This window comes from Serratia sp. BNK-23 (assembly GCF_047456145.1).
GTDB lineage: Bacteria > Pseudomonadota > Gammaproteobacteria > Enterobacterales > Enterobacteriaceae > Serratia > Serratia nematodiphila.
In genome coordinates this window covers 3,029,974-3,046,307 of the sequence record NZ_CP179900.1, presented here as the reverse complement: position 1 = coordinate 3,046,307, position 16,334 = coordinate 3,029,974, and the positions used below count along the sequence as shown (strand labels likewise).

The following is a 16,334-nucleotide window of genomic DNA, read 5'->3' as shown; positions in this document are numbered from 1 at the left end:
ATCCATTAATATGGATTTAAATGCTTTGAGCACACGAATAGGGGGGGATGTGCTAGTTAATATATTATCCGGACAACCACGCGCCGCGAGCGTTCGTTGGTTAGGTGCGACCGTATTGTTCACGCTGTTCAGTTCGCCGGCTTGGGCCTTTTCTATTGATGATGTCGCCAAGCAGGCGCAGGATCTGGCGGCGAAAGGTTTCGAAGCCCCGAAGAGCAACCTTCCTTCTCAGTTCCGCGAGATGAAGTTCGCAGACTATCAGCAAATTCAGTTCAATCACGATAAAGCCTATTGGAGCAAGCTGAAAACCCCTTTCAAGCTTGAGTTTTATCATCAGGGGATGTACTTCGATACGCCGGTGAAAATCAACGAAGTCACCTCCACCAGCGTAAAACAGATCAAGTACAGCCCGGATTACTTCAACTTCGGTTCGGTCAAACACGACCCTGAATCGGTGAAAAACCTCGGCTTTGCCGGTTTTAAGGTGCTTTATCCGATCAACAGCGCCGACAAAAACGATGAGATCATGAGCCTGCTGGGCGCGAGCTATTTCCGCGTGGTGGGTAAAGGACAGGTTTACGGGCTTTCCGCTCGCGGCCTGGCTATCGACACCGCTTTGCCGTCCGGCGAAGAGTTCCCGCGTTTCCGCGAATTCTGGGTTGAGCGTCCGAAGCAGGGCGACAAGCACCTGGTGATTTATGCGTTGCTGGATTCCCCGCGCGCCACCGGCGCTTACCGTTTCACGGTGATCCCGGGCCGCGACACCACCGTGGACGTCGAGTCTAAAGTGTTCCTGCGCGACAAGGTGGGCAAACTGGGCCTGGCGCCGCTGACCAGCATGTACCTGTTCGGGCCGAACCAGCCGTCGCCGACGCTGAACTACCGCCCGGCGTTGCACGATTCCAACGGTCTGTCTATCCACGCCGGCAACGGCGAGTGGATCTGGCGTCCGCTGAACAATCCTAAACACCTGTCCGTCAGCACCTATACCGTCGAGAATCCGAAAGGCTTCGGTCTGCTGCAGCGCGGCCGCAACTTCAAGGATTACGAAGATCTGGACGATCGCTACGATCTGCGCCCGAGCGCCTGGATCGAACCGAAGGGCGACTGGGGCAAAGGCAAGGTCGAACTGGTGGAGATCCCGACGGCGGATGAAACCAACGACAACATCGTCGCGTTCTGGACGCCGGATACCTTGCCGGAAGCCAAAAAGCCGCTGACGCTGAGCTACCGTTTGAACTTCACCCGCGATGAAGACAAACTGCATTCGCAAGATATCGCCTATGTGGCCCGTACCATGCGTTCGACCGGCGACGTGAAGCAGTCCAACCTGATCCGCGAGCCAGACGGCAGCGTGGCCTTCCTGGTCGACTTCGTTGGCCCGGTGCTGAAAGGGCTGGACGCCAATACCCCGGTCGCCTCTCAGATTAGCATCGGCGACAACGGTGAGATGGTAGAAAACAACGTCCGCTATAACCCAGTGACCAAAGGCTGGCGCCTGACGGTGCGTCTGAAAGTGAAAGACGACAAGAAGCCGGTAGAAATGCGTGCGGCGCTGGTCAATGGCGATAAGACTCTGTCGGAAACCTGGAGCTATCAGCTACCTGCCAATGAATAAGCCTACTCAACCCGCCCAGGATTATCTTGCGGCGCTGCCTCTGACCGCCGAGCGGTCGGAGGCGCTCAACCCTCAAACGGCGGATGGCGCTCAGGCACTGGAGGCGCTCCATCGGCAGATGGGCGCCGCCGACGCCAACGTTAATAGCCTGTCGGCGGATGACGTGGCGCTGGCCTCGGTCAAACCGCGTATCGAAAACGCCTGGCCGGATGCGGTCAGCGATGACGACTTCGATACCGACGCCGAAGGGCGCGCCATTCTGAAGGCGACGCCGCCGATCAAACGCACCACCATGTTCCCGGAAGCCTGGCGCACCAACCCGGTGGCGCGCTTCTGGGATTCTCTGCTGGGGCGGTCGCCGCACAATCGGCACGCCACCAAAGAGGAGGCCGAGGCCGAGAACCGCTGGCGTACCGTCGGCTCCATGCGCCGCTATGTGCTGCTGGTGCTGATGCTGGTGCAAACCGGCATCGCCACCTGGTACATGAAAACCATCTTGCCTTATCAGGGCTGGGCGCTGATCGATCCTATCGCCATGCTGGATCAGGATCTGATGCAGTCGGTGTTGCAGCTGCTGCCGTATGTGCTGCAAACCGGCATTCTGATCCTGTTCGCCGTACTGTTCTGCTGGGTCTCGGCCGGTTTCTGGACCGCGCTGATGGGCTTCCTGCAACTGCTGATCGGCAAGGACAAATACAGCATTTCCTCCACCATCAAGGGCGATGAGCCGATCAACCCGGCGCACCGCACTGCGCTGATCATGCCGATCTGCAACGAAGACGTCGAACGCGTGTTCGCCGGCCTGCGTGCGACCTATGAGTCCGTCGCCGCGACCGGTCAGCTGGAACACTTCGATATCTACGTGCTGAGCGACAGCTACGATCCGGACATCTGCGTGGCCGAGCAAAAAGCGTGGATGGAGCTGTGCCGCGATGTCGATGGCCACGGCCGCATCTTCTATCGCCGCCGCCGCCGCCGCGTCAAACGCAAGAGTGGCAACATCGACGACTTCTGCCGCCGCTGGGGCGGTGAGTACAGCTACATGGTGATCCTGGATGCCGACAGCGTGATGAGCGGCGAATGCCTCACCGGGCTGGTGCGCCTGATGGAAGCCAACCCGAACGCCGGCATCATCCAGTCGGCGCCGAAGGCGTCCGGCATGGATACCCTGTATGCGCGCGTGCAGCAGTTCGCCACCCGCGTTTACGGGCCGTTGTTCACCGCTGGCCTGCATTTCTGGCAGCTGGGCGAGTCGCACTACTGGGGGCACAACGCCATCATCCGCGTGAAGCCGTTTATCGAGCACTGTGCGCTGGCGCCGCTGCCGGGCGAGGGCTCTTTCGCCGGGTCTATCCTGTCGCACGACTTCGTTGAAGCGGCGCTGATGCGCCGCGCCGGCTGGGGCGTGTGGATCGCTTACGATCTGCCGGGCAGTTATGAAGAGCTGCCGCCAAACCTGCTGGACGAGCTGAAGCGCGACCGTCGCTGGTGTCACGGCAACCTGATGAACTTCCGCCTGTTCCTGGTGAAAGGCATGCACCCGGTGCACCGCGCGGTGTTCCTTACCGGTGTCATGTCCTACCTGTCGGCGCCGCTGTGGTTTATGTTCCTGGCGCTCTCCACCGCATTGCAGGTGGTGCATACGCTGATGGAGCCGCAATACTTCCTGCAGCCACGGCAGCTGTTCCCGGTCTGGCCGCAGTGGCGGCCCGAGCTGGCGATAGCGCTGTTCTCCACCACGCTGGTGCTGCTGTTCCTGCCGAAGTTGCTCAGTATTGTGCTGATCTGGGCCAAGGGCGCGAAAGAATACGGCGGGGCGTTCCGTCTGTTCATTTCGATGCTGATGGAAATGCTGTTCTCGGTGCTGCTGGCGCCGGTGCGCATGCTGTTCCATACCGTGTTCGTGGTGAGCGCCTTCCTTGGTTGGGAAGTGGTGTGGAATTCGCCGCAGCGTGACGACGACGACACGCCGTGGGGCGAAGCGTTCCGCCGCCATGGCTCGCAGATGTTGCTGGGCCTGGTGTGGGCCGGCGGCATGGCGTGGCTGGATCTGCGCTTCCTGTGGTGGTTGGCGCCGATCGTGTTCTCGCTGATCCTGTCGCCGTTTGTGTCTGTGTTGTCGAGCCGCGCAACGCTGGGCATGAAAAGCAAACGCGCCAAGCTGTTCCTGATCCCGGAAGAGTACAATCCGCCGCGTGAGCTGTTGGCGACGGAAGAATATCTGCATCTCAACCGCAACCGCGCGCTGACCAACGGCTTTATGCATGCGGTGGTCAATCCATCCTTCAACGCGCTGGCGACGGCGTTGGCGACGGCGCGTCACCATCTGCGCGCGACGCTCGATCGCAATCGTGAGGAGCGGGTGAACGAAGCGCTGCAGTTGGGGCCTGAGAAGCTGGTGAAGGGCAAACGTCTGGAGCTGCTGAGTGATCCGGTCACGCTGGCTCGTTTGCATCAACGCGTCTGGCTGTTGCCGGAAGGCGCCGCCTGGCGTGAGCATTATCAGCAGTTGCCGCACAACCCGCTGGCGCACCCTACGGGCCGGCGTTAATTGCTAATCGGCAACGCTCAGACGGGGAATGCGCATGGCGCATTCCCCGTTTTTTTTACCTTTCGCTTACGTGCGCCGGTGCCGGTGGAGAAAGAGAACTGTGATAGACTGCGGCCGATGCGTTGTTCACTCGCGAAACAACCCCTTGCTCAGAGTCAATGTCGTGAAGCTCTCTTCCTATCTTCGGCTGGCCTGCGTGGCGGCCGGTGTGATGGCACTCACCGGCTGCGGCAGCATTATCAGCCGCACCGTGCCCGGTGCGGGGCATGGCCACCAGTACTATCCCGGCGTGCAGTGGGATCTGCGTGACACGCCCTGGCGCTACGTCACGGTGATAGACGTCCCGCTGTCGATGGTGGTGGACACCTTTATGCTGCCGTTTGATGCGCAGCATGGCCCCTACGAGTAATTTCGTTTAGCGGGTGGCGAACACCACCAGCTGATAGCTTTGCTGCCCGCAATGGAAAGGCGCCAGCGCCGTCATCCCCAACCCTTGCACGTGAGCGGCCAACGAATGCGGATTGTCGTCGTCGATAAACAACGCGCCTACGTCATAGTCATGGCAGGTATGCGCTTTGACCGCGGCGTAGAGGCGCTTCAGCACGCCTTTGCCGCGCCAGGCGGCGGCGAGGCAGACCGGGCCGTAGAGAAACACCCGCTGCTCACTCAGCGGCCGTCCGGCGAAGGATTGCGTGGCGAGCGTCACCAGCATCGCCTCCACCACCGGCGGGCGCGGTTGCACGTCGGCGGGCATCAGGCAAACAAACCCCGCCAGTTGGTTCTCCTGTTCGGCCACCCATATGCCGATGCCGCGGTTGATCGCCGCCAGCTGCGCCTCATTCATGCGCGATACGATAAATCCCTGCCGTTTTTGGCGCTCGTCGAGCGCTTCCGGCACGTTTTCCCCCTGTAGCTGCAAAATGGCGGGGTAGTCGGTAGGGCGGGCCCGGCGAATAATCATGCGGCCTCCTTGGCGATGAAAGCGTGGTGCGGGTTAACGTTCATCCCACTCATCGGCTGCGGCCTGGCCTTCTTCGGTATCCAGCGGCGGTTCGAGCTGAAAGTCACCTTCCTCCCATTCGTACAGGGTGTTTTCGTCTATCCACTCGGCGGTGATTTCCACCTCGTCGTAGTCACCGTCGAAGATCGCCTGCGCCGCCGCACCGCTGCGCAGCGTCAGGCATTCCACCGCCTCGCCTTCTTCTTCGAAGAACTCCGCCTGCCACATCGTGTCGCCATCCTGCATCACGTACTTTTGCAGATTGAACTGCTGGGGCACCGGCGGTTCGTCACCGCCGCCGCCTTCGGCGGTGTCGAGAAACTCTTCGCGTGCGGCCTCGATGGCTTCTTCCAGGGTTGCATACAGGCTCATGTTCGCCTCCGTTGACAATGAGAGTAAAGCGTCCGGCGTGCTGCCGGCGCGGTGGGGGAAACGTCAAAACTAATTGTTGTCTCACTGGCGCAGGATGCAAATTTTTTTGTTGTCCGCTTTGCGACGATGGTTGTCCGCAAAGCGGGAGAAGAGGAGGCGATGGCGGGAAATAATGACGCGATCGTTCACTCTGGCGTCAGGAGAAGCCCATGTTAATCGACCCTTCAAGCAAATACCGACCTTTCCCGCCGGTGGCGTTGCCGGACCGCCAATGGCCTGCGCGTACGCTGCGGCAGGCGCCGCGCTGGTGCTCCAGCGATCTGCGCGACGGCAACCAGGCGCTGGCGGAGCCGATGGATAACGCGCGCAAGCGCGAATTCTATCAATTGTTGTTGCAGTGTGGTTTCAAAGAGATTGAGGTGGCGTTCCCTTCGGCGTCGCAAACGGATTTTGACTTTGTACGCGCGCTGATCGACGAGCGGCTGATCCCGGACGACGTCACGATCCAGGTGCTGACGCAGTCACGTGACGATCTGATCGATCGCACCTTCGAGGCGCTGCAGGGGGCGCCGCGGGCTATCGTGCATCTGTATAACGCCACGGCGCCGATGTTTCGCGATATCGTGTTCCGCCAGGATAAGGCGGCGACCGTGGCGCTGGCGGTGAACGGCGCGCGGCGCATCCGCCGGCAGTGCGAGGCGCAGCCCGATACCGCCTGGTGCTTCGAATATTCGCCGGAAACCTTCTGTTTTACTGAGTTAGAGTTTGCGCTGGAGATCTGCGAAGCGGTGGCGGAGGTTTGGCAGCCGGGGCCGCAGCGGCCGATGATCATCAACCTGCCGGCGACGGTGGAAGTGAGCACGCCCAACGTGTATGCCGATCAGATCGAATGGTTCTGCCGTCACTTCAGCCGCCGCGCCGATGTGGCGATCAGCGTTCATCCGCATAACGATCGCGGCACCGGCGTGGCCTGTGCGGAGCTGGCCTTGCTGGCCGGCGCCGATCGGGTCGAAGGCTGCCTGTTCGGCAACGGAGAGCGCACCGGCAACGTCGATCTGGTCACGCTGGCGTTGAATCTCTATACCCAGGGCGTGGCGCCGGGTCTCGACTTCAGCCGCCTGAAGCAGGTGGTGGAGGTGGTGGAGCAGTGCAATCAGCTGCCGGTGCATCCTCGCCATCCTTATGCCGGCGAGTTGGTGTTTACCGCCTTCTCCGGTTCGCATCAGGATGCGATCAAGAAAGGTTTCGCCGCACAGCGGCAGCGGCAAGATGGCCGCTGGCAGGTGCCATACCTGCCGCTCGATCCCGCCGATGTCGGTTGCAGCTATGAGGCGGTGATCCGGGTCAACAGCCAGTCCGGCAAAAGCGGCGCCGCCTGGCTGTTGGAGCAGAATCATGGGCTGGCGTTGCCGCGTGGTTTGCAGATTGATTTCAGCCAGGTGGTGCAGCGCGCGACCGACGATAGCGGCAAAGAAATGAGCGGCGCGCAGCTGTGGCGCTTATTCCGCGATACTTACGGGCTGGTGGAGCAGCCGCGTTTGCAGCTGTTAAGCTACCAGACGGAAAGCCATGGGGTAGAGGCCTACAGCTTCAACGCGCGAGTTGCCTGCGAGGGAGAGCCGCTGCGCCTGCAGGGGGCCGGCAACGGTCTGCTGTCCAGCGCGGTGGATGCACTGCGTCAGCGCTTCGGCTTGCCGCTGGCGATCGAGGATTACCACGAGCATACGTTGGGGCATCAGAGCGATAGCCGAGCGGTGGCCTATATTCGCTGTACGCTGCCGCAAGGTGAGGCGACTTATGGCGTTGGCATCGACGTCGACTCCGCCAGCGCCTCGCTGCAGGCGCTGTTCAACGTCGCCGGGCGCTATCTGGCGCCAACGTCGGCGCAGTCCGGCTGAAATAGTCGCTGGGTGCTACTCCCAGCAGCCTGCGGAACATGGCGCTGAACGCGCTGGGGCTGTCATAGCCGAGATCCAGCGCCACTTCCAACACCGAGCGGCCGGTCGCCAGCGCGTTTAATGCCGCCAGCAAACGGGCGCGTCGCACCCAGTCGCTAAAATGTAGCCCGGTTTCTCGCAGGAAGCGTCGCGACAGGGTGCGTCCGCTGACGCTGAGATGAGCGGCAGCCTGTTCCAGCGTCCAGGGCTGCGCCAGCGTGGCCTGGATATGGCGGCACAGGGCGAGCAACGAGGCTTCGCGAGGTTCCGGCAGGTGCAGCGGCAGGATCGGCAGCATTCGCAACTCATCCAGAATCAGTTCCATCACGCGCTCATCGCGCCCGCCGCTGGGGTAGCCGGGCGCAATCTCCATCGCACAGATAATCAACTCGCGCAGCAGCGGGGAAACCTGCACTACCTGGCATTGGGCCGGCAGATCGGCGCGCGCCAACGGATCGACGAACAACGTCCTGGCCGCCACCTGGCCGGTGATACGCAGGCTGTGCACCACTTTCGCCGGCACCCAGACGCCGCGGCCGGGCGGCACCACCCAGCTGCCGAGCCGGGTCGTGACCTGCACCACGCCGCTCAGGCTATGGATCAGCTGCGCGCAGTTATGGTAGTGGTCCGGCTCGCTGTCGCCGTGGCGATAATCTCTGGCTAATGGCCGGACAGGCCGATCGGGCGGCAGAACGTCGTGAAAAAGCAGCATCGTAAGCAGGCTCCGCGCGGCAAAAGGGGGAGGACAGCATGCCATGCGTCGCTGTTTCACACCAGTCTGTGGCGCGGCACGGCAAAATGGTTTATAAAATTATATTATATAATTTTATAAACTGAAGGAGGGGCAATGGATATTGATGCGATGCGCAAGGCGGCGGCGCAGGCCGGTGCGATGCTGCGTACCCTGGGCAACGAAGATCGGCTGCTGCTGCTGTGCCGGCTCAGTCAGGGCGAGATGGCGGTGAGCGAACTGGCGCAGGCGCTGGATATCCGCCAGCCGACGCTGTCCCAACAGCTTGGCGTGCTGCGCGAGGAGGGGTTGGTCTCCACCCGGCGAGCCGGCAAGCAGATTTACTATGCGGTGGCCGATGCCAAAGCGCTGGCGCTGCTCGCGACCCTGTATCAACTGTATTGCCCACAGCCGGAGAACCGCGATGACCATTGACTGGCAGCACTTCACGCCGTATTCCGCGTTGGCGGGCGGGGCCATTATCGGCGGCGCGGTAGCGCTGCTGCTGTTGTTCAACGGCCGGATCGCCGGTATCAGTGGCATTACCGGCGGTTTATTGAGCGAGGGCGGCCGGGAGCGGGGCTGGCGCGCCGCATTTATTGGCGGGTTGCTGCTCTCCCCCTGGCTATATGCTGCCGCTGCGGCGTTGCCATCCGGTGAGATCTCGGTTGGCAGCGGCTGGCTGGCGGCCGCAGGGCTGTTGGTGGGCTTGGGCACTCGATTGGGCAGCGGTTGCACCAGCGGGCACGGCGTGTGCGGCGTCGCGCGGTTGGCGCCGCGTTCACTGGCCGCCACGGCGTTGTTTATGCTGCTGGGCTTTATGACCGTGTGGCTGATGCGCCACACGTTGGGGGGGTGAAAATGCTTAAAACGCTGTTGGCGCTGCTGAGCGGCGTGATTTTCGGTCTGGGGTTAATTATTGCTGGCATGGCCAATCCGGCCAAGGTGTTGGCGTTTCTCGACGTTACCGGCCAGTGGGATCCCTCGTTGGCGCTGGTGATGGCTGGGGCAATCGCGGTGGCGACGCCGGCCTTCCTGTGGGCGCGGCGACGCGAGCGGAGCCTGTTGGGCGAGCCGCTGCAGATCCCGGCCGCCGGGCGTGTGGATCGCCGTTTGCTGGCGGGCAGCGCGCTGTTTGGCATCGGCTGGGGCATCGCGGGGATTTGCCCCGGCCCGGCCTGGGTGTTGGCGGGGGCGGAGATGCAGCGGGTGTGGCCGTTCCTGTTGGCGATGCTGGCGGGTATGGCGCTGTATGAAATTATCATGAGGCGGAGGCGTACATGTCGATAGCCAAAGCGGTGTTGCGCATCGCGCGCCCGACAGATCGGTTGCAAGAGATTGCCGCGCTGTATTGCCGTGGGCTGGGGTTCGAAAGGCTGGGCGAGTTTGTCGATCATCTGGGCTTTGACGGCATTATGATCGGGCATCCGCAGCATGCTTACCATCTGGAGTTTACGCAGCATCGTGGGGTGCAGGTTGGACAAGCGCCGACGCAGGATCACCTGCTGGTGTTTTATCTGCCGGATGAGAACGAATGGCGAGCCGCGTGTGAGCGGATGCGGGCGGCGGGGTTCTTGGCGGTCGCCGCCTATAACCCCTATTGGGATCGGGCGGGGCAAACCTTTGAAGATCCTGATGGCTACCGGGTGGTATTGCAACACCAGGCCTGGCAGGCATAAAAAAAACCGGCGCATCGAGCGCCGGTTTGCGAGATAAAACGGTTTATCCGTCAGGCGCTGGTCGCCGGCTTTTGTGCGCTCTTGGACTGGGTATTTTCCAGCATGCGGCGAATCGGCACGATCAGCACGATAAGCACGGCGGCGCAGATCAGCAACGCGACTGAGCAGCGGGCGAACAGATCCGGCAGCATATCCAGTTGGTCGGCCTTGACGTGACCGCCGATCAGACCGGCCGCCAGGTTGCCCAGCGCACTGGCGCAGAACCACAGCCCCATCATCTGACCGCGCATTCTCTCCGGCGCCAGCAGCGTCATGGTGGCCAGCCCGATCGGGCTCAGGCACAGCTCACCCAGCGTCAGCATCAGGATACTGCCCACCAGCCACATCGGCGATACGCCGGCGCCGCCGTTGCTCAGCACATTCTGCGCGGCCAACATCATCAGGCCGAAACCGCCGGCGGCGCACAGGATGCCGATCACGAACTTGGTGATGCTGCTCGGACGCACGTTATTGCGTGCCAGCGCAGGCCAGGCCCAGCTGAACACCGGCGCCAGCAGGATGATGAACAGGGCGTTGATCGACTGGAACCACACCGCCGGGATCTCGAAGCCGCCAATCATGCGATTGGTGTAATCGTTGGCGAACAGGTTGAACGAGGTCGGTTTTTGCTCAAACGCCGACCAGAAGAACGCAGCGGAGATCAGCAGGATGAAGCACACCAGCAGGCGTGCGCGCTCTTTGCGGCTCAGGCCGGCAAAGGCGAACAGATAGATGAAGTACAGGGTGACCGACGCAGCGATCACGTACACCAGCATGCTGGCCACTTCGACCGGATTGATGACGATGGTGCCCTGAGCGATCAGCACGATGACGGCCACCAGGATGACCGCCAGCGCCAGCAACCAGGCGCCGACGCCTTTTTTCTTCGCTACCGGGCTGTTCCAGGTGGAGTCCAGGCCCACTTCGCGGTCATAGCGTTTCATCGCCGGGACGGCGAACACCCGGAAGATCACCAGCGCCACCAGCATCCCGATACCGCCGATGCCGAAGCCCCAGTGCCAACCGTGTGACTTGATCAGCCAACCGGAGATCAGCGGAGCGATGAACGAGCCGATGTTGATGCCCATGTAGAACAGCGAGAAACCGCCATCGCGGCGCGCATCGCCTTTTTTGTACAGCGTGCCGACCATCACCGAGATACAGGTCTTGAACAGGCCGGAACCGAGCACGATGAACATCAGGCCGATGAAGAACAGGTTGGTGCCCATCACCGCGGACAGGGCGATCGACAGGTGGCCGAGCGCGATCAGGATCGAACCGTACCAGACGGCCTTGCGTTGGCCGAGCCAGTTGTCCGCCAGCCAGCCGCCCGGCAGTGCCGCCAGGTACATGCTGCCGGCGAAGATGCCGACGATCGCCGACGCGTTCTCGCGCGCGAGACCCAGACCGCCGTCGTACACGGTGGCGGCCATAAACAGGATCAGCAGCGGCCGGATGCCGTAGAACGAGAAACGCTCCCACATTTCGGTGAAGAACAGAGAACCCAGCGGATAGGGATGGCCGAAGAAGGTCCGGCTTTCTGACTTATTGACAGAGGATTGCATAACGATTTCCCAATAAAAGGCGCTGCAAGGCTGCAGCCCGTACTGTGGTATGTATGTGTATTTAATAAAGGCGATCCGCCCAATGCGGATTACCCGACAAACACCGTGGCTGCAACGCTGATAAACCGTGGAAAGCGTGCTGACCTTTTCTTCACTTGGCCGATGCTTCACATCTGGCGTGATATTATTTAACCATTTGATAACTGGTCGTTGGTTTTGTCTAGTACCTGTATCCCATTTTTTAGACGAAAAGTCGACAAGCATCTCCTTTTCTGGTTTTTATGTTGGTTGTGACAGGAATATGATTGACAGCGGGTTTTATGTGCTGAAAGTTATTTTTTTGTTGATAAACAAAATGTTGAGATAAGAAAGTTCTGGGTGGGACGGAAATTCGCCGGCCCGAAGGAGGCATTATTAAAAGTGGGGGAAATGCGCCGTTGAGCCGGCCAACGGAGGAAGCTGGCGATAAATGCAGCTATTGTTCTTCCTGCAGCGTGTCTTCCCGCAAATAGCCCGGCCGCCGCCGCAGACACCACCAGGAATAACCGGCGTTGAACAGCACCACTAAAGCGGTGACGGCGAAGACCGCGCGGAAACCGTAGCCAGCGGAGACCGCAGCGCCGAGCAGCGGACCGCTGACGTTGCCGACGTCGCGGAACGATTGGTTGTAGCTGAAGATTCGGCCGGCTACCTGATTGGTGCAGTTGTAAATCAACAGCGTCTGTACCGCCGGCAGCAGCGCGCCGTCGGCCGCCCCCAGCAGAAAACGCAGCACCCCGAGCTGCCACGGCGTTTGCACGAACGCCATCGGGATCAGCAGCAGCACCGAGACGATCAGCATAAACACCAGAATGCGCTCCGGGCCGATGCGATCGCCCAGCTTGCCCAACCGTGGGGCGCTCATCAAGGCCGCGACGCCGGGCACCGAGGCAATCAGCCCGCTGATAAACGCCAGGTTATGGGTGGCGCCGGCCAGATCGCGCACATACAGCGTCAGGATCGGCGCAATCGAGCCGGTGGCGATCTGGATGATCATGGTGGTCACGAACAGGCTGAGCACCAGCTTCGGGTTCTTCAGCGAGGCGAACACCTGTTTTGCGTGCAGCATGTCGCGCTTTTGCACCGGGGTGAATTGCTCTTTGACATACAGCAGCGTCAGCACGAAACAGACGAACAGCACCGCGGCGGTGATATAAAACACCGGGCGCAGACCATAAAGGTCGGCCAGCAAACCGCCGATCAGCGGGCCGACCAGCGCGCCGCCGACGCCGCCGGTTGACAGGGTGCCGAGCGCCCAGCCGCTGCGGTTGCGCGGCACCTGGGTGGCGATCAGCGCGTTGGCGTTGGGGATGAACCCGCCGAGCAGCCCCAGCACCGCGCGCAGCGCGAGAAATTGCCAGACCGTTTGCGCCATGCCCATCAGCACCATGACGATCGCCATGCCCAGGGCGGAGCGCAGCAGCATCAGTTTACGGCCGCGTCGGTCGGCCAGGGCGCCCCAAAACGGCGCGGCGATAGCGGAAAACAGGAAGGTGATGCTGAACAGCAGGCCGGACCACATGTTGAGCGCCTGATGGCCGGTTACGCCCAGCGTCTCTACGTACAGCGGAAGAAACGGCATCACCAGGCTGAAGGCGGCGCCGGTGAGAAAACACCCGACCCAGGCGACGAAAAGGTTGCGTTTCCAGTTAACGGGTTCTGCTGCCGAAGCCATAAATGTCCACTGTCGAAGGGTGACGCGCTTTGCCGGCGGCATGATGAAGGGGCAAAACGTGAAAGTTAGCCTGATAAGTATGCGCCGCCTGCGTGGCAACGGCAAACCAGAGGACGGAAATAGGGTGAAAAATGAAATAAAGTTTTAAAAATGGCGTTTAAACCTTATTCCGCGCTTAGCGCGCGGAATTTACAGCGTTTTATAAGCCGGCCAGCGCCTCGAAACCGGCGGCGGTGGTGGTCGCGCTAAAGTCGATGACCTCGTAGTGGGCCACGGCGTTGAACGGATCTTCGGCCAGGATGGCGTCCAGCTGCGCACGCTCAATGCCCTTGGCCAGGATCACGCCGCCGGTGCGGGGATTCTTGCGGCCGGAAGCGACGAAGGTGCCGTCCTGAAAATATTTCTTAAGCCAGGCGATGTGCCCGTCAAGGTGGCTGTCGACGTCGGCGATCGGGCGATGGTAGGTCAGGCTGACAATGTACATAGCGGCTCCTGGGGTGTCGGCAAAGGCATTACCATCCCACCCTCGCCGGCGATTCTCAAGAGGCACGCAATAAAAAACCCGCCGGCGGCGGGTTGGTTTTATCAGTAAAGCGAAGGCTCGCCTTCCGGACGGGTCTTGAAGCGGCGATGCAGCCACATGTATTGGTCCGGCGCCATCAGGATCTCTTTTTCCACCACTTTATTCATGAAGGCGGCGGCGTCGAGTTCATTATCCAGCGGGAAGTTTTCCACCGCCGGCTGCATGATCAGCTCATACCCTTTGCCGTCCGGCAGGCGACGCGGGGTGAACGGAATGATCGCCGGTTTACCCATTCGCACCAGCACATAGCTGCCGGTGGTGGTGGCGGCTTTGTCCACGGCGAACAGCGGCACGAAAACGCTGCTGCGCGGGCCGTAGTCGTGATCCGGCGCATACCAGATGATATCGCCCTGTTTCAGGGCACGGATCATGCCTTTGACGTCCTTGCGATCCAGCATCGACTTGTTGGAACGCATGCGTCCCCAGGTTTGCAGCCAGTCCATCAGCTTGTTGTCGTGCGGGCGGTAAACGCCGATGCCCGGGTTGTGAATGCCGAAGATGCGCGCGCCCAGCTCCAGCGTCAAAAAGTGCAGGCCAATCAGCAGCACGCCCTGCTGGTTGTCGCGCGCTTTTTGGATATGCTCCAGGCCGCTGACCTTGAACCAGCGCTCGATGCGCCAGTTGGGCCAGAACCACGCCATGCCGGTTTCAAACAGCCCCATGCCGACCGATTCGAAATTCTTTACCACCAGCGCATCGCGTTCGGCCTGCGGCATGTCGGGAAAACAGAGCTCGAGGTTGCGTTGGGCGATAGCGACGCGCCGCTTGAGAAAGCGCATGGAAAATCGCCCAATCGAGGTGCCGAGCCAGTAGATGACGGGGTAAGGCAGCAACACCAGCAGATACAGCAAGCCGATGCCGACCCAGGTCAGCCAGTAGCGCGGGTGCAATAAGGAGCGATTGAAAGTAGGAACTTGAGTCATGGGTTCTCTGTTTGAATACGGTTGTTTAAGTGTAATGACAGCGTCATCGCACGGTCTGGCAGCCGGGTGAACTCGGCGGCAAGGTTCGTTTCTGCCGTTTGTTTGCGACTATTGTGGCATTTTTCTGGCGATCCGGGAAAACACAACGCATTAAAATCCCTTTTGGGGCGTTAAATATGCATCGAATGCCGAATTTTTCCACAATCTTTCCTGCCAAAGATAATGGCGATATTATTGTCGGTAATTATTTAGAGGGTAAATATGTTGGCATCATGGATCAGTGCGGGGCTGCTGGTGTTGGGTGCGGCGGTCGGCAGCGTCGGCGCACATCTGCAGATGAACGCGATATTGGCGCTGGCCGGCGTAATGATGGCGCTCGGTATGGTGGCCTCCGCGTTTACCGAAGGCGGCGGGCGCTGAACGGGGCGCTGCGCCAGGGCTGCGCGGCGGTGGTTTTTCGGGTATGATGTGCGCCGCGCGTGGGCCTGCTGGCTGCGCGCGGTAATCAGTCACCTCCCGAAAGACAGGAAAGTACACCATGCCAGTGTTACATAACCGAATTTCTAATGAGGAACTGAAGGCGCGCATGCTGGCGGAAACCGAGCCGCGCACCACAGTTTCTTTTTACAAATACTTCTCCATCGACGATCCCAAGGCGTTTCGCGACAGCCTGTACGTTCAGTTTGAAAAACTGAAGGTGTTTGGCCGCATCTACGTGGCGAAAGAGGGCATCAACGCGCAGATCAGCGTGCCTCAGCATAACTTCGACGCGTTCAAAGCCGCGCTGTTCGCCTCGCACCCGGCGCTGGATCAGGTACGCCTGAATATCGCGCTCGAAGACGACGGCAAATCCTTCTGGGTGCTGCGCCTCAAGGTGCGTGAGCGTATCGTGGCCGACGGCATCGATGACGAAAGTTTCGATCCGAGCAACGTCGGCGAGTATCTGCAGGCCGAGCGCGTCAATCAGATGATCGACGATCCGAATACGGTATTTGTCGATATGCGCAACCACTATGAGTACGAAGTCGGCCACTTCGAAAACGCCATCGAGGTGCCGTCGGATACCTTCCGCGATCAGTTGCCGATGGCGGTGGAGATGCTGCAGGACAGCAAAGACAAGAATATCGTCATGTACTGTACCGGCGGCATTCGCTGTGAAAAAGCCAGCGCCTATATGCTGCACAACGGTTTTAAAAACATCTACCACGTGGAAGGCGGGATCATCGAATACACCCGCAAAGCGAAAGAACAGGGGTTGCCGCTGAAGTTTATCGGCAAAAACTTCGTGTTCGATGAGCGCATGGGCGAGCGCATCTCCGACGATGTGATCGCCAACTGCCACCAGTGCGGAGCGCCGTGCGACACTCATACCAACTGCAAGAACGACGGCTGCCATCTGCTGTTCATTCAGTGCCCGAGCTGCGCCGCCAAGTTTGAAGGATGCTGCAGCGAGATTTGCCGCGAAGAGCTGAAGCTGCCGCGCGAAGAGCAGCGCGCGCGCCGTGCCGGCCGTGAAAATGGCGTCAAGATCTTCAATAAGTCGAAAGGCTTGCTGCAGACCACGATGCACATTCCGGCACCGGAAGAAGAAGGCCCAGCCCGCTGAGCCTGAGGAAATGAGAA

17 protein-coding genes are annotated in these 16,334 nt (G+C 60.6%); 10 read left to right on the top strand and 7 right to left on the bottom strand.

Going from position 1 to position 16,334, the window contains the following annotated elements; translation table 11 throughout:
- The first annotated feature begins 49 nt into the window (after positions 1-49).
- The 3 genes from mdoG (at position 50) to ACMGF9_RS14505 (ending at position 4,578) form a co-directional block, all read left to right on the top strand.
- A complete protein-coding gene (mdoG, locus tag ACMGF9_RS14515; RefSeq protein ID WP_004927882.1) occupies positions 50-1,618 on the top strand; it encodes a glucans biosynthesis protein MdoG in 1,569 nt (522 codons plus the stop codon).
- Positions 1,611-4,169, top strand: a complete 2,559-nt coding sequence (mdoH, locus tag ACMGF9_RS14510; protein ID WP_015377416.1) for a glucans biosynthesis glucosyltransferase MdoH — start codon at positions 1,611-1,613, stop codon at positions 4,167-4,169. Before mdoG ends, mdoH begins: the two co-directional genes overlap by 8 nt.
- 163 nt (positions 4,170-4,332) lie before the next feature.
- A complete protein-coding gene (locus ACMGF9_RS14505; RefSeq protein ID WP_015377417.1) occupies positions 4,333-4,578 on the top strand; it encodes a YceK/YidQ family lipoprotein in 246 nt (81 codons plus the stop codon).
- 6 nt (positions 4,579-4,584) lie between these two features.
- On the opposite strand, the gene ACMGF9_RS14500 is transcribed toward ACMGF9_RS14505, so the two are convergent.
- Together ACMGF9_RS14500 and ACMGF9_RS14495 are read right to left on the bottom strand one after the other, a co-directional pair.
- A complete protein-coding gene (locus tag ACMGF9_RS14500) occupies positions 4,585-5,130 on the bottom strand; it encodes a GNAT family N-acetyltransferase (protein WP_049241772.1) in 546 nt (181 codons plus the stop codon).
- Between the two features lie 33 nt (positions 5,131-5,163).
- The gene (locus tag ACMGF9_RS14495) at positions 5,164-5,541 is read right to left on the bottom strand and encodes a MysB family protein (RefSeq protein ID WP_015377419.1); all 378 of its coding nucleotides are present in this window, start codon (positions 5,539-5,541) and stop codon (positions 5,164-5,166) included.
- Between the two features lie 209 nt (positions 5,542-5,750).
- Here ACMGF9_RS14495 and leuA point away from each other — a divergent pair, with 209 nt between their 5' ends.
- Positions 5,751-7,439, top strand: coding sequence for a 2-isopropylmalate synthase (gene leuA, locus ACMGF9_RS14490; protein ID WP_015377420.1), 1,689 nt, complete (start codon positions 5,751-5,753; stop codon positions 7,437-7,439).
- On the opposite strand, the gene ACMGF9_RS14485 is transcribed toward leuA, so the two are convergent.
- Positions 7,390-8,190, bottom strand: coding sequence for an AraC family transcriptional regulator (locus ACMGF9_RS14485; RefSeq protein WP_048322861.1), 801 nt, complete (start codon positions 8,188-8,190; stop codon positions 7,390-7,392). The two genes, leuA and ACMGF9_RS14485, sit on opposite strands and share 50 nt — an antisense overlap.
- 135 nt (positions 8,191-8,325) lie before the next feature.
- On the opposite strand from ACMGF9_RS14485, the gene ACMGF9_RS14480 reads away from it, so the two are divergent.
- The 4 genes from ACMGF9_RS14480 to ACMGF9_RS14465 are packed head-to-tail and all read left to right on the top strand — an operon-like array spanning position 8,326 to position 9,887.
- On the top strand, positions 8,326-8,643 hold the full coding sequence (locus tag ACMGF9_RS14480; RefSeq protein WP_004927863.1) for an ArsR/SmtB family transcription factor: 318 nt from the start codon (positions 8,326-8,328) through the stop codon (positions 8,641-8,643).
- Positions 8,633-9,067 (top strand): YeeE/YedE family protein, encoded by a 435-nt coding sequence (locus ACMGF9_RS14475; RefSeq protein WP_350981712.1) that lies wholly within the window; start codon positions 8,633-8,635, stop codon positions 9,065-9,067. The genes ACMGF9_RS14480 and ACMGF9_RS14475 overlap by 11 nt, the downstream gene beginning before the upstream one ends.
- A gap of 2 nt (positions 9,068-9,069) precedes the next feature.
- Positions 9,070-9,498, top strand: coding sequence for a YeeE/YedE family protein (locus ACMGF9_RS14470; RefSeq protein WP_176326095.1), 429 nt, complete (start codon positions 9,070-9,072; stop codon positions 9,496-9,498).
- Entirely contained in the window at positions 9,489-9,887 is a 399-nt protein-coding gene (locus ACMGF9_RS14465) for a VOC family protein (RefSeq protein ID WP_015377424.1), read from the top strand. Before ACMGF9_RS14470 ends, ACMGF9_RS14465 begins: the two co-directional genes overlap by 10 nt.
- A gap of 50 nt (positions 9,888-9,937) precedes the next feature.
- Here ACMGF9_RS14465 and ACMGF9_RS14460 read toward each other — a convergent pair whose 3' ends face one another.
- From ACMGF9_RS14460 to ACMGF9_RS14445, 4 genes are all read right to left on the bottom strand, one after another.
- A complete protein-coding gene (locus ACMGF9_RS14460; RefSeq protein WP_099982624.1) occupies positions 9,938-11,491 on the bottom strand; it encodes a peptide MFS transporter in 1,554 nt (517 codons plus the stop codon).
- 475 nt (positions 11,492-11,966) lie between these two features.
- Complete coding sequence (gene mdtG / locus ACMGF9_RS14455) at positions 11,967-13,205, bottom strand: multidrug efflux MFS transporter MdtG (RefSeq protein ID WP_004927846.1); 1,239 nt, start codon at positions 13,203-13,205, stop codon at positions 11,967-11,969.
- Between the two features lie 199 nt (positions 13,206-13,404).
- Positions 13,405-13,689, bottom strand: coding sequence for a YciI family protein (locus ACMGF9_RS14450; RefSeq protein WP_004927842.1), 285 nt, complete (start codon positions 13,687-13,689; stop codon positions 13,405-13,407).
- A gap of 101 nt (positions 13,690-13,790) precedes the next feature.
- Positions 13,791-14,711 carry a Kdo(2)-lipid IV(A) acyltransferase gene (locus ACMGF9_RS14445; RefSeq protein WP_015377426.1) on the bottom strand — a complete coding sequence of 307 codons (921 nt, stop codon included), beginning with the start codon at positions 14,709-14,711 and terminating at the stop codon, positions 13,791-13,793.
- 261 nt (positions 14,712-14,972) lie between these two features.
- On the opposite strand from ACMGF9_RS14445, the gene ACMGF9_RS14440 reads away from it, so the two are divergent.
- Together ACMGF9_RS14440 and ACMGF9_RS14435 are read left to right on the top strand one after the other, a co-directional pair.
- Positions 14,973-15,131 carry a hypothetical protein gene (locus tag ACMGF9_RS14440; protein ID WP_015377427.1) on the top strand — a complete coding sequence of 53 codons (159 nt, stop codon included), beginning with the start codon at positions 14,973-14,975 and terminating at the stop codon, positions 15,129-15,131.
- Between the two features lie 118 nt (positions 15,132-15,249).
- The gene (locus ACMGF9_RS14435) at positions 15,250-16,317 is read left to right on the top strand and encodes a rhodanese-related sulfurtransferase (protein ID WP_015377428.1); all 1,068 of its coding nucleotides are present in this window, start codon (positions 15,250-15,252) and stop codon (positions 16,315-16,317) included.
- Positions 16,318-16,334 lie beyond the last annotated feature (17 nt).